Source organism: Pantoea sp. PA1, assembly GCF_056856975.1.
Map to the genome: position 1 here is coordinate 335,269 of NZ_JBXGEE010000002.1, position 12,509 is coordinate 347,777.

Sequence of the window (12,509 nt, forward strand, 5' to 3'; positions counted from 1 at the left end):
TTTTTGCAGGTTTAAACATCAGAGACTGTTGAGCCAGTAATTCTGATTGAGACCGGTCTCAACGCAGGTGGCACCTTAAGACAGAAACATTGTGAGACCGGTCTCAAGGAGTTACAATGAGTTTAAGCACAGCCTTTTTTCGGCGTCAATATTCCTGTCATCAACCTGTGATTCGAAATAATTATGACCAGCCAGAACAGACGATCCAAAGCGCCGACCGTGGCAGATGTGGCGCGCGCAGCAAATGTTTCCAAAGCCCAGGCGGCGCGCGCGCTGGGTGGCTATGGCGCGGTCAGCGATGAGGTGCAGGAGCGGGTCAACAGCGCCGCCTCCGCGCTGGGTTACCGGCTCAATGCGCTGGCGCGCAGTATGAACACCGGCCGCTCCAATACTATCGGGGTGATTGTCGGCGATATTGAGAATCCTCACTTTGGTCTGGCCCTGCGTGGCATGGCGGACGTGGCGCGCACGGCGGGTTACCATCTGCTGCTGAGCAACAGTGATGAAAAGCTGCAGGCGGAGCAGGATGCGGTACGGGTGATGCTGGAAAAGCGGGTCGATGGCATTATCGTTGCGCCCTGCTGTTCAGCCCTGGAACAGAACGCGCATCTGATACAGGTGCAGGAAGAGGGCAGAGCGCTGACGCTGTTCGATCGCGCGGTAACCGGTCTTGATGTGGACGCGGTCTGCTGTGAATTTACCGACGTGGCCGCAGACGTCACGGCCCGGTTGCTGGCCGCAGGTCATCGCCATATCGCCTATATCACCAGCATGGCGCTGACCACTGACTACAGCACGCCGGACGATTTTGGCCTGACGCCGGTCGCCCAGCGCGTGGGCGGCATGATGCAGGCCTTTGCTGACGCAGGCGTGCCGTTTGATCCGTCGCTGGTGCAGGTGAACGCGCTGGACGAGGCATCGATTAGCCGTATCGTCGCGGCGCTGTGGCAGCGTCCGCAGCCGCCCACCGCGCTGGTGGCGTCTGACAGCGTGGTCGCCATGTGGCTGCTGCGCGAAGTGACGCAGCGCGGGCTGCGTATCCCGGCCGATCTCTCTTTTGTGATGTATGACAATTTCCCGTGGAGTGAGATTGTGACGCCACCGCTGACGGTCATTGCGCAGCCGGTCTATGAAATGGGCCGTGAAGCCGCACGACGTCTGATCGCCGCCATCCGCGGTGAGGCCCCCGGCCCCGTGCCGCGCTTCGATGCCCATCTGATGATTCGCCACTCGATTGCTGCGCCGGCCTGAGGCGCGCTGAATCACAGCCTAGCCCGGCCAGCTCAGTATCCGGCTTAGCTGGCGCGTGGCTGCAATGATTTGCGTGTCGCTGCTGTTGCCATAGCCCATAACCAGGCCCTGCTGCACCGGTTCGGCCAGATAAAATTCAGACAGGGCTGCGGGAGCAAAGCCTGCCTGATGCAGCTGTCGGGCAATCACGGCATCATTGTGATGGGAAGCCAGTGGCAGCACCAGATGCAGTCCGCTGTCACCCCCCAGCAATGGAAGCGACTGACCCGCCGCACGCTGCAGTTCGGATCGCAGTAATTCCTGACGCTGACGATAGAGCCGACGCATCTTGCCAAGATGGCGACGATAATCGCCACTGAGAATAAAACGGGTCAGCGCCTGCTGTTCAGGACGGTTGCCGCCACGCAGCAGCTGATGAAGTGCCGGTGTCAGACGACTGACCAGCGGTGCGGGGAGTACCATGAAACCGATACGCAGCGCAGGGAACAGGGTCTTGCTGAAAGAGCCAAGATAGATAACCGGGGCGTTATCCGTCATGCCCTGCATCGCCATAATGGGATCGCCGTGGTAATGGAAGTCACCATCGTAGTCATCTTCAATAATCCAGGCCCGATGCTGTCGTGCAGCCGCAATCAGCGCCAGGCGTCGCGCCGCGCTCATCACGGCACCGGTGGGATACTGATGCGTCGGGGTGGTATAGATCAGCCGTGGCGGGGCCTGCTTCCAGTGTCCCGGCTGGGGGGCCAGCCCCTGATGATCGGCAGGGATCGGGATCAGGTTAAGTTCTCCGGCCCGAAAAGCCGCTTTGGCTCCGCGATAGCCAGGTTCTTCAATCCAGCCAGGGTCGCCCGGATTGCTAAGCAGGGTAACGCACAGCATCAGCGCCTGCTGCACCCCTTCCGTGATCACAATCTGCCTGGCGTCACAACGCACCCCGCGCGTGATACGCAGATGCTGCGCCAGCGCGGTACGCAGTTCCGCATCGCCAAGGGGATCACCATAGCCGAGCAGCTGCGGAGGCGTATGGCTCATCACCTGACTCAGCGCCCGTCGCCATGCCGCCACAGGAAAATGGTTCAGGGCGGGTATACCGGGACGCAGGGGCAAGGCGCCGGTGTCGACCCAGGGTCTGCGTTGAAAGATATCGATCCGTTTTGCCAGCGGCCAGCGGGTAAGCGTATCGTCATCCACCTGTCCGGCTGGCAAAGCCAGCGGGGTGACCCGGCTGCCTTGTCGATCGCTCATCAGATAGCCCTCTGCCTGAAGCTGCGTCCAGACGTTGAGCACGGTATTACGTGAAACCTGCAGTTCAGAAGCCAGTTGCCGTGTGCCAGGTAAAACGGCTCCGGCAGCAAGCTGCCCCTGCAAAATGCCCTGCTTTATCCGCTGATAAAGCTGCTGCTGTAGCGTCGTACCGGTTACCGGTGCTAAGGGAGCCAGCAGTAACGGGGGGATTTCTGTCGGCATCGTCTGCTTCCATGGATCTATGATTTTCCCTGATTGTGGTACTTTTTAACCCACCATAACAGTGGCACTCTGCTGACATTATCTGCAGCCGGGAGGCGATATGTCACAACACTTTAATCACTATGGTCAGCCGGTCGGCCAGCCTTTGCCAGACTGGCAGCCGCGTCCTCTGCCACAACATCAGGTTTTCACCGGTCAGTCGTGTCGGCTGGAGCCCTTCAGCGCCGCGCGGCATGGAGAGGCCCTGTCTGACGCCTGGGCGCTGGCGGAAGATGGGCGCGACTGGACCTATATGTTTATGGGGCCGTTCGATGATCCCCAGGCGTGGCAGGATTATATCCGGCAGCTGGAGGCCAGCCGCGACCCGCTGCATTTCGCAGTGATCGACCTCGCCACCGGAGAGGCGGTGGGCAGCCTGTCGTTAATGCGTATCCAGCCTGAACATGGGGTGATGGAAGTCGGTCATGTCGCTTTTTCGCCCCGTCTGAAGCAGACGCGCATGGCAACAGAGGCGCATTTCCTGCTGATGCAGTACGCCTTTGAAAGCCTGGGTTACCGCCGGTATGAGTGGAAATGCGACAGCTGCAATGCGCCTTCTCGCAGAGCCGCGGCACGCCTCGGTTTTCAGTATGAAGGTGATTTTCGCCAGGCCATTGTTTACAAAGGTCGCTCGCGCGACACCAGCTGGTTTTCGATAATCGATCGCGAGTGGCCGCAGGTGAAAAGCGGGCTGCAGCGCTGGCTGGCGGAGGAGAATTTTACCGCCGATGGTCAGCAGCGTGAGAAGCTGGAAGCGCTGCGCGGCAGGTCCTGACCCGGTGGCGACAAAGTAAGAGGCCTCTGCAAAAACGCAGAGGCCTGAAGAGAAAAGAGGGGATTAAGGCTGGGGCACGATTTTAAGTTCGACCATGCCAATGCCCAGTTTGCGCGGGTCCTGCCCCGTGATATTGCCGGTGTTGCTCAGCTGAGGTTCAGGCGGGGCGATCACCAGCTGGTGGCTGGCGTCCGGGTTATCAAAATGCAGGGTATGGGTCGAGATCGCTTCGCCCAGCGACAGCAGCTGCTGTTGATTGCCCACGCGAACCGGAATCGGCCGGTGCACATTCGCGCCGTAAGCCCGCGCCGTGATCACCAGATCGAACTTCGCGGGCAGGGCATCAACGTAGTCGATATGCACCTCAGGCGCGAGATTGGCATTTGACCAGCGTCCCCAGCTCTCCGGGCGTGAGATGCCGCTGAAGCTTTTCACACTCAGCGGCGCGCCGGGGATATCAAGCCGGAAGCTGTCAGCGCTGTAGCGGATATTGTTATCTTCGATACGGATCTGCGCCAGATTTTGCTGATAACGTGCATCGCTGATCGGCCCGTCCGGGAACTGCACCCGGCCTTTCCATTGCGGTTTATCGATGTGAGTAACGGACGGTGTGCCGCCGGTTTGCCCCATCGCCACACAGAGATCGCCGGAGAGGGCCAGCGACGGCTGCCAGAGTCGCGCCATTTTAAAACAGCGATCGACCCAGACGAATTTATCGGCTGCCGCGAAATCGGCCAGCTGATAGCGCAGCGGTGCCGAATATTCCCCTTCCGGCATCGGCTCAACGTGTTTGTCGCTGATGCGGAACAGAATCGGCAGCTTAAAAGTGGTCCCGGAGAAGCTGAAGGTATTCTTCGTCTGATCGACGGTGAAGTTCTCCATCTTATTCGGGAAGTTCCAGAGCTGAATGATATCGGGCTTCCAGCTCATGACCTTGCTCTTCATATCGTCAAACTGCGTTGAGAGCGACAGCGAAGAGAGGCTGCTGCGGCCCAGACCTATCGCATTATCGCCGCCGAGAATATCCAGCAGCGTAGCGCCATTATCCAGCGTGCTGCGCTTTGCCTCCAGCAGCTCCGCCTGCGGTTTATCCCCGCGGATCACCATAAAGAGATTGCGACGCGGCTGTTTGATCAGCCAGGGATGTGCAGTGTTGTTCATCGCCAGATGATCGGAACTCACCACGATCACGGTATTTTTAAACCACGGTGACGCTTTGATGCGTTCGATCAGCCGCGCGACGTGCTCCTGTGAACAGGCGACCGCGCTGAAGGACTGGTTAGGTTTTCCCTCAATGCTGTAGCTTCGGCGCTGACAGCTGCGCGAGATAAATCCGTCAGGATGGTGAGTGTCGACGGTCAGCGTAAACAGCGCAAAAGGTTTACCGGCCCGGGAGAGCGCCTGATACTTCTCAAAGACTTCGTCCAGCACCGTATCGTCATAATAGCCCCAGTTATTGCGGTAGCTGGGATCGGCGACGCGGCTTTTCAGCTCCTGCGAACCATAGAGGTTGGCAGGATCGAAGCCGTGCGATTTCAGGAAGACATCCTTACCGGCAAAACGCAGATCGGCACCCTGAATAAACCAGTTCTCATAGCCGGAGTTTTTCAGGATGTCGCCCAGACAGACATTTTGCGGATAGAAGCTGGAGAGTGACGCCGACGCATTGCCGTCAAACGGCGCAAACAGTGGAATGCCGCACTGTGAGGCGACCATACCCGCGATCGTGTAATCGGTGCCCGGCAGCTGTTCGGTCTGGCTGAAATCGATACTCTGCTCTTTCTGACGGCTCAGCTCAGGTGCCAGGCCGGGGAAGGCAATCGGATCAAAATAGGTGCGCTCTAAACTCTCGCCATAGATATAAACCACGTTGAGGCGCGGCTGTTCAATGCGGTTACGCGGCACTTTATAGAAGGTGTCGAAGTCAGAATCGGCCAGCTGGGTATGCGACACGATCAGCGTCGCGACCTGACGAAAGGCGGGGGTGGTCTGCACCGAGCCGATCGCGCAGGCGGCCGCCAGCAGCGACCAGCCCAGATGATGGGGACGTTTACGCCGCCGCAGCACCCAGGAGAGCAGGCAGAACAGCAGAAACAGCACGATGATCAGCCCGATGGCCGGCACCACATATTTACTGACGCCCGCGCCGGTCAGGCTGTTAGTCAGGGTATAGATCACCGCATCGTTAATGCCGTCGCCGGTGAAATAGTTACTGGCGTAGAGGGTGGCGTTCAGCACCACAAATATCACCAGCAGAACAAGAACAAGCACAAACCAGAATCTGTTACGCCCGGCTTTACAGGAATAGATAGCAATAGCAGCCAGAAACAGCACGACTGACACAAATTCGGACAACGGGAAATCCTCTCTCTGCAGGGGGGCGCGGGGCGTCACGCAACCGGCCATCGTCGGGGGATGGTTTTTCGACAATCTATATTGGCTGTCATCGGGCTGCAACATATCCGGCGGATTTGTGCGAGGAAGCGCAGAGGGATTTTGTGTCGTGCCTGCCGGGCGTCCAGCAGACGTGACGGTGGCTGGCGCGCACCGTCAGCAGAGCAGGCGTCCGGGCCGCTTTTCAGAGTTTGCCGGTCAGATACTGCGCTTCGCCGTCGGCAAAACTCCAGTCGCCTTTGTCATTGGTGATAAAGCTGATCATCAGATCGTTGCCCTGCACGCCACAATGCTCACGCAGTTCGCGCGCCAGCTCCGCCATAAACCGCTGTTTCTGTTCGCTGCTGCGCGGGCTGGTAAAGACCCGCACCATCACCAGATTATCGCTGCGGCTGAATCCCAGCCCGGTGTCCTGAAACACCATCTGATAGCGTTTGTTTTCATGAACAATCTGGTAGCGATCCCGTTCCGGCACGTTAAAGGCGGTCAGCACGGCCCGGTGCGCGGCATCCAGTAATGTACGCAGCTCAGATTCTGAACGACCCTCAATAACATCAAATTGCAGCAGTGGCATAGCGGTTTCTCCTGAGAAATAAGAGGCCTATGGTGACGGCTTTATCCGGCGGGAAAAAGCGCGTAGCCTGAAATGATTATTCATTATTGTGAACAATGCTGATGAAAGAGATGAAGACGGATACCCTGTGGGAGCATCTGCACTGGCTGACGGTACTGGCAGAGCAGGGCAGTTTCACCCGCGCGGCAGCGCGGCTGGATGTCAGCAAAGCGGCGATGAGCCAGAAGATCAAAGAGCTGGAGGAGAGAGCGGGTCTGATGCTGGTGCAGCGCACCACGCGCAGCGTGCGGCTTACCTCCGCTGGTGAGAAGCTGGTGGAGGAGCTGCGCGAGCCTTTTGCCCGCATCGAACAGAGTTTTTTCAGCGTGCGGGATACCGCCGGGCCGGTGCGGGGTCTGGTGCGCATCACCGCACCCGTGGCGTTTGCCCGCCAGCAACTGGTGCCGCTTATCGGCGAGTTTCTGCGCGACTATCCGCAGGTGCGCCTGCAGCTGGATGTGACGGATCGCCTTGTCTCGCTGAGCAGCGAGGGGTTTGATCTGGCGATTCGCCACTGTGACACGCTGCCGGAAACGCACGTGGCGCTGCCACTGTGCGACACGCAGACCGTGCTGGTGGCCTCGCCAGCCTATCTCAGGGCGCAGGGGGTGCCGGAGAGGCCGCAGGCACTGGCGCAGCACAACTGCCTTTACTACCCGCGCGGCGTCGAGTCACCGCGCTGGCGGTTTGTCGCGCCGGGGGAGAGCGAAACGGTTCAGGTGCAGATTCAGGGCAGTTTTGCCACCAACAACAGTGAGTCGATCCGCGATGCGGCCCTGCAGGGTCTGGGCATTGCCATGCTGCCCGACTTCAGCGCCCGTGAGGCGCTGTCAGCGGGATCGTTACAGTGGGTGTTGCCGGAGTGGCAGCCGGTCGGCGCTTTTGCCGCCCGCCTGTGGATCGTGCGACCCTGGGCGGCACAGGTGCCGCGCGCGGTCACCACCTTTACACACTGGTTACGCGCCCGCTTTAACCACTGAGGGCAGTGCCAGTCCCGGCGAACGGGTATGCATCATCTCCCCAATCAGGCTGCTGCGGTTATAGAGGCCGATACGCAGATTGAAGTCGAGATGCAGCCGCTCATTGCCGGTTAACTTAATAATCGGTGGCGGCGTCTGGGGACGCTGCTGAAACAGCACTGACTGCGCAAAGGCGCTGCTGCTGTCGGCGTGCAGGCGCTGATAATACCAGGCACTGGCTTCACCTTTACGCAGATAGAGATTGGCCCGCCGGTATTCACGCATCGCCACCTGCTGCGCCAGTGAGAGCAGCTGACGGGACGGGTTATCCATATTCTGCACAAGCAGCGGAAAGTCATCGCGCTTCTGCAGCTCATGAAAATAGTTGCGGATGCCGACATTTTTAACCGGCGCCAGCTGTTTCAGCCATTCACGGATAAAAGGGTTCTGCGCCGGGGCGGCCAGAAACCAGCTTTCAATGACCGGCGCAAGCAGGTTCAGCGTTGACTGCTCGCGGTAGTAGCCGATCAGATCCAGTGACCGCGCCTCGTGAACGCGATGCACCCAGGCGAGATCCTCGAACAGCAGGGTGCTGCAATCAATGCCGATGCCGCCGTAACGGTGAAGCAGTTCCAGCCGGATGATCTCACTTTTATGCGCCAGCGTCAGATCGGCTGAGATAAACCGGAGGTCGGGCAGCCATTGCGACAGGGTGCGCTGTGTCACCAGATAAACCTGGTGATCGGGATTATCCCGCCGTATTTTGCTGATATTGAGCGCCATTGAGGCAGGCAGCTGTTCATTATGCCAGACCATCCAGACAATCTTTGGAATCTCCGGCAGATCTTTCTGCTGAGCGATTAAAACGACATTATCTTCCTGACCCGGATCATATTCCGGCGCCCGACAGAGTCTTTGCTGTTTTTTATTCCATAACATCTGGCTGCTGAACGATATTCTTTTCCAGTTGCGCCAGATTTTATGCGCTGGACGTTGGCGATGTGCAGTCATGATATACCTGTTATTTTTATTTTCCCGTCATAGTGCAGACTCTGCCTGTTCGCATGGGGCGGAAACAGGCGGCATTACAGACTGGCTGCAACCCCGATGCGTGCGGGAATTATTGAAAGGGTTTCCCTGGTGGCGACGCAGTGCCTGAGCGCGCGGTAGTTTCCTCACGGCTATCTGGAATTGCACTGCACCTTTTTAATAAAACATTATTTACTGATTAGCTATGCCTTTTTTTGACTTTAGGATAAAACGGAATCAGGCCGGGCATGAAATAAAAATAAACCCATGGCCGTAATTAATCATTTATTTCATCCCGGTACGCGCCGTTATTAAGGAATATCTGAATCGCAAGACCGTGGCGCTTACGGGAGTGCGGGAGCGGGCGTGATTGCGCTTAATGTGTGACGTAAGCCCGGCTCATCAATCCGCCGAATCAGACAGCCTGAAGCGCATTGTCTACGCTTAAGAAGAACTTACTGAGAAAGGAGCGCACATGCAGAGTGAATCATGGGGTTTGCTGGCGGTCGATAAGCGGGGCAATCGCGTCCTGTTTCTTAATCCGGAGACGTTCGCGGTTGAGCGGGAACTGAACGCCTTTCCACCGCGCCCGCATGAACTCCTGATGCTGGCCCCCTGGGGTAAAGCCTATGTGCCGGTCTATGGCGACGGCGTGCATGGCGACAATCCCCATCCGGGTCATAAAGTGGCGGTCATTGATTTAGCGCGTCGGACGATCAGCGGCTTTATCGATCTCTCGCCGCTGCGGGCACCCCACAGCGGTCAGCTGGGGCGCGACGGTAAAGTCTACCTCTGCTGTGAGGAGAGCGCCGCCGTGGCGGTGATCGATCCACAGAGTGACAAGGTCGAAAAAGTTATCCCGATCCCTTCGCACAATGCGCATCGCCTGACGCTCTCTCCCAGCGGCCGCAAGCTCTTCACTGATAACGAAGAGGATGCCACCATCACGGTGGTGGATCTGTGTGAGGCAGAGGGGCGGGTCATCGACACCATTCTGCTGCCTGGCCCGATTGCCGGTATCGCGGCCTCACCGAAACACCCTTATCTGGTCGCCAGCGCGGCTGACGCGCCGCTGCTCTATGTGATCGATCGGCAAAGCCACCGCATCCGTCAGCGCCTGACGCTGCCGGGCCATCAGCAGCCCTGCCAGGTGGTGCGCTTCAGCGACGATGGCGAACAGCTGGTGGCCATAGGGGATCAGGAACCCCTGGTCACGCTGTTTGACGATTTGCTGAATCCGCTGGGTGACATCGCGGTGGGTAACATGCCGATGGATGGCTGTTTTACCCCCGACAAAAAGCAGCTGCTGATTGCCAATCAGGATGATGGCACGCTGAGCGTGATCGATCTGGCGCAGCGTAAAGTGATTGCCACGCCGCGCGTGGGAACGGGGTGTGAAGTGCTGGGCTATTTTTCGCTCGCTCAGATAAACGGGCGATGATAGATCGCGGAACTCCAGTGGCGGCTGCTGGCATGCTTCTCCGCCTGCCAGCCCCGTTTACGTAATTCCCGGGCAATCATCTTATTCATGATGCCGTGGCCCAGCAGCAGCACGGTGCCCTGAGCGGAGTACCCGATTAACTTTTCTGCGGCCGCTGCGGCGCGCTGGCGCGCATGAGGCAGCGACTCCGCATCACCCGCATATCCGCAGAACCAGAGCAGCCGCAGCAGCGCCAGCCAGCAGAGGATCGGCAGCTGCATCGCGCCCATTCGCAGTATCGGCACGGCAACTTCGCTGAACAGAGCATTCACCTCATGCGGCTGCAGACCAAGCTGACTCAGGGAGGACTGCGCGCGGGGCAGGGGACTGCAGACAACAACCGCCGCCTGACGGGCAATGTGGACAGTGCGCGGCGGCGGCCCGTCACTGACCTGTGACCGATCGTAGGCTTCGCACCAGTCTGCCAGCGCCTGCACGCTCAGACGGCCTGCGGCCTGATGATCGGGTTTACCGTGTCGCATCAGAATAATGGTCATACATTCTCTGCCTGGCCTTTTTTTCAGGGTAACGCATTATTTGCGCGCGCAGCGATTTTTCAGCCTGAGCCTGAGTGTCATCCTGCGGTCACAGAGCTGTGCGACAACAGAGTCCGATGAAAGCAGCCCCGCCTGTTTATCATGCTTAATGATTAGAGAAAGTGCTGACTTAACGCGAGTGATGACTTTTTTTTGTGCAAAGTGAGGCGCTGTTAACTGGCTGAATTTGCGATAAAAAATCATGATGACGCAGTGTGATAGTGAAGTCTGACTAACATTTTGCGTCGGGATCGCTTGATTTATCTACGCGCGTAGATACACTAGGTCCCCAGTGATTGCTCACGGTGCTCGATGCACAGTCGGCTCCATTGATTGTTAAGTTACATTCGCTCAGTTTAAGTGACCGGTTAAAAAAGATCGGCGAAAACGGGCGAGGCAGATGATTCCAACACCAGGGAATCCTTTAACCTTTCATCATGGTTAGTCAACTGAACGTCGCCACCGGGGAATTCCGCTTTTATCAGGGAATCGACCCATGGACGGGCGTTTATCGATCTGCATACGCATTCAGGGATAGGGTTATGACGGCACACAATTCCGTTAAGCAGCAGGCATCACTGTCATCCACTTCAGCCGCCGATGCGCGGTTTAATACCCCCTCAGGCCGCAAAGATTTCTGGCGCGCCACATTCTCATGCTGGCTCGGAACGGCGATGGAGTACGCGGATTTTGCGCTCTATGGTCTGGCTGCCGGTATCATCTTCGGCGATGTCTTCTTTCCCGAATCGACACCGGCCATGGCGCTGCTCTCCAGCTTTGCCACCTGGTCAGTCGGCTTCGTTGCCCGGCCTATCGGCGCACTTTTCTTCGGCTGGCTCGGCGACCGCAAAGGGCGAAAGGCGGTCATGATCACCACCATCATTCTGATGGGGGCCTCCACCACCTTTATCGGCTTAATTCCCAGCTATGCCACGATTGGCGTCTGGGCACCCGCCTGTCTGGTCCTGCTGCGCTTCACGCAGGGGTTCGGCGCGGGTGCAGAGCTCTCTGGCGGTACGGTCATGCTGGGCGAGTATGCGCCCGCAGAGCGTCGCGGGCTGGTCGCTTCCGTTATCGCGCTGGGCTCTAACAGCGGCACACTGCTGGCGTCGCTGGTCTGGCTGCTGGTGGTGCAGATGGATCAGCAGAGCCTGCTGGCGTGGGGCTGGCGTATTCCTTTTCTCAGCAGTGCGCTGATAGCGCTGGTGGCATTGTGGATCCGGCGTCACTTGCGTGAAACCCCGGTTTTTGAGCGCAGAAAAGCGGAGATGGAGGCGGCGCGCGCCGGTGTGCTGGCGGCCCCGCCGGTGAAGGATACGCGGCCGTTCTTCCAGCGCACCCGCGCCTTCTGGACGATGGTGGGGCTGCGCATCGGTGAAAACGGCCCCTCCTATCTGTCGCAGGGCTTCATCGTCGGCTATGTCGCGAAGGTTCTGCTGGTGGATAAATCGGTCCCGACCACGGCGGTGTTCCTTGCGTCGCTGCTGGGTTTCCTGATCATCCCTTTTGCGGGCTGGCTCTCTGACCGTTTTGGTCGCCGGATCGTTTATCGCGTCTTCTGTCTGCTGCTGATGCTCTACGCCTGGCCCGCTTTTACGCTGCTGGATACGCGTGAACCGATGCTGGTCATTCCGGTGATTGTGGTGGGCATGGGGCTGGCGTCGCTGGGTATTTTTGGTGTGCAGGCCGCCTGGGGCGTGGAGATGTTCGGCGTGCATCATCGCTACACCAAAATGGCGGTAGCGAAGGAGCTGGGTTCGATTCTCTCCGGCGGCACGGCACCGCTGATTGCGGCTGCTATGCTCTCTTATACCGGACACTGGTGGCCGATTGCGGTCTACTTCTCGGCGATGGCCGCGATTGGATTCTTTACCACCTTTGTTGCGCCTGAGACGCGAGGGCGGGATCTCAATCTGCCTGATGACGCCATCTGACAGGGCAAAACGAAATAAGCAGCAGGCCGTGT

10 protein-coding genes are annotated in these 12,509 nt (G+C 58.4%); 5 read left to right on the forward strand and 5 right to left on the reverse strand.

All coding sequences use genetic code 11. The features are described 5' to 3' along the window. Positions 1 to 183: 183 nt before the first annotated feature. The gene (locus AC1V0D_RS12350) at positions 184 to 1,251 is read left to right on the forward strand and encodes a LacI family DNA-binding transcriptional regulator (protein WP_307744052.1); all 1,068 of its coding nucleotides are present in this window, start codon (positions 184 to 186) and stop codon (positions 1,249 to 1,251) included. An 18-nt stretch (positions 1,252 to 1,269) separates the two neighbouring features. Here AC1V0D_RS12350 and pdxR read toward each other — a convergent pair whose 3' ends face one another. Beyond that, positions 1,270 to 2,718: a MocR-like pyridoxine biosynthesis transcription factor PdxR gene (pdxR, locus tag AC1V0D_RS12355; RefSeq protein WP_337025446.1), complete on the reverse strand. Its 1,449-nt coding sequence runs from the start codon at positions 2,716 to 2,718 to the stop codon at positions 1,270 to 1,272. Between the two features lie 100 nt (positions 2,719 to 2,818). On the opposite strand from pdxR, the gene AC1V0D_RS12360 reads away from it, so the two are divergent. After that, on the forward strand, positions 2,819 to 3,532 hold the full coding sequence (locus AC1V0D_RS12360) for a GNAT family N-acetyltransferase (protein WP_482907504.1): 714 nt from the start codon (positions 2,819 to 2,821) through the stop codon (positions 3,530 to 3,532). 63 nt (positions 3,533 to 3,595) lie between these two features. Here AC1V0D_RS12360 and opgB read toward each other — a convergent pair whose 3' ends face one another. Beyond that, on the reverse strand, positions 3,596 to 5,887 hold the full coding sequence (gene opgB / locus AC1V0D_RS12365; protein WP_482907505.1) for a phosphatidylglycerol--membrane-oligosaccharide glycerophosphotransferase: 2,292 nt from the start codon (positions 5,885 to 5,887) through the stop codon (positions 3,596 to 3,598). Between the two features lie 223 nt (positions 5,888 to 6,110). Beyond that, a complete protein-coding gene (locus AC1V0D_RS12370) occupies positions 6,111 to 6,500 on the reverse strand; it encodes a tautomerase family protein (RefSeq protein ID WP_009092284.1) in 390 nt (129 codons plus the stop codon). A gap of 101 nt (positions 6,501 to 6,601) precedes the next feature. Here AC1V0D_RS12370 and AC1V0D_RS12375 point away from each other — a divergent pair, with 101 nt between their 5' ends. Continuing rightward, positions 6,602 to 7,519, forward strand: a complete 918-nt coding sequence (locus AC1V0D_RS12375) for a LysR family transcriptional regulator (RefSeq protein ID WP_482907506.1) — start codon at positions 6,602 to 6,604, stop codon at positions 7,517 to 7,519. On the opposite strand, the gene AC1V0D_RS12380 is transcribed toward AC1V0D_RS12375, so the two are convergent. Beyond that, a complete protein-coding gene (locus AC1V0D_RS12380; protein WP_046101160.1) occupies positions 7,496 to 8,509 on the reverse strand; it encodes a glycosyltransferase family 32 protein in 1,014 nt (337 codons plus the stop codon). The two genes, AC1V0D_RS12375 and AC1V0D_RS12380, sit on opposite strands and share 24 nt — an antisense overlap. Before the next feature lie 493 nt (positions 8,510 to 9,002). On the opposite strand from AC1V0D_RS12380, the gene AC1V0D_RS12385 reads away from it, so the two are divergent. Then, positions 9,003 to 9,968 (forward strand): beta-propeller fold lactonase family protein, encoded by a 966-nt coding sequence (locus AC1V0D_RS12385; RefSeq protein WP_140924176.1) that lies wholly within the window; start codon positions 9,003 to 9,005, stop codon positions 9,966 to 9,968. Here the strand turns inward: AC1V0D_RS12385 and AC1V0D_RS12390 are convergent. Continuing rightward, entirely contained in the window at positions 9,950 to 10,504 is a 555-nt protein-coding gene (locus tag AC1V0D_RS12390) for a histidine phosphatase family protein (protein ID WP_140924179.1), read from the reverse strand. The genes AC1V0D_RS12385 and AC1V0D_RS12390 overlap by 19 nt on opposite strands. Positions 10,505 to 11,085: 581 nt before the next feature. Between AC1V0D_RS12390 and AC1V0D_RS12395 the strand changes: the two genes are divergently transcribed. Beyond that, entirely contained in the window at positions 11,086 to 12,477 is a 1,392-nt protein-coding gene (locus tag AC1V0D_RS12395; RefSeq protein WP_482907507.1) for an MFS transporter, read from the forward strand. The last annotated feature ends 32 nt before the right edge of the window (positions 12,478 to 12,509 follow it).

What these genes read in the sequence shown, in the direction of transcription:
- AC1V0D_RS12350 (WP_307744052.1), top strand. Translation starts at nt 184, where the DNA reads ATGACCAGCCAGAACAGACGATCCAAAGCGCCGACCGTGGCAGATGTG.
- pdxR (WP_337025446.1), bottom strand. Translation starts at nt 2,718, where the DNA reads ATGCCGACAGAAATCCCCCCGTTACTGCTGGCTCCCTTAGCACCGGTA.
- AC1V0D_RS12360 (WP_482907504.1), top strand. Translation starts at nt 2,819, where the DNA reads ATGTCACAACACTTTAATCACTATGGTCAGCCGGTCGGCCAGCCTTTG.
- AC1V0D_RS12370 (WP_009092284.1), bottom strand. Translation starts at nt 6,500, where the DNA reads ATGCCACTGCTGCAATTTGATGTTATTGAGGGTCGTTCAGAATCTGAG.
- AC1V0D_RS12375 (WP_482907506.1), top strand. Translation starts at nt 6,602, where the DNA reads ATGAAAGAGATGAAGACGGATACCCTGTGGGAGCATCTGCACTGGCTG.
- AC1V0D_RS12380 (WP_046101160.1), bottom strand. Translation starts at nt 8,509, where the DNA reads ATGACTGCACATCGCCAACGTCCAGCGCATAAAATCTGGCGCAACTGG.
- AC1V0D_RS12385 (WP_140924176.1), top strand. Translation starts at nt 9,003, where the DNA reads ATGCAGAGTGAATCATGGGGTTTGCTGGCGGTCGATAAGCGGGGCAAT.
- AC1V0D_RS12390 (WP_140924179.1), bottom strand. Translation starts at nt 10,504, where the DNA reads ATGACCATTATTCTGATGCGACACGGTAAACCCGATCATCAGGCCGCA.
- AC1V0D_RS12395 (WP_482907507.1), top strand. Translation starts at nt 11,086, where the DNA reads ATGACGGCACACAATTCCGTTAAGCAGCAGGCATCACTGTCATCCACT.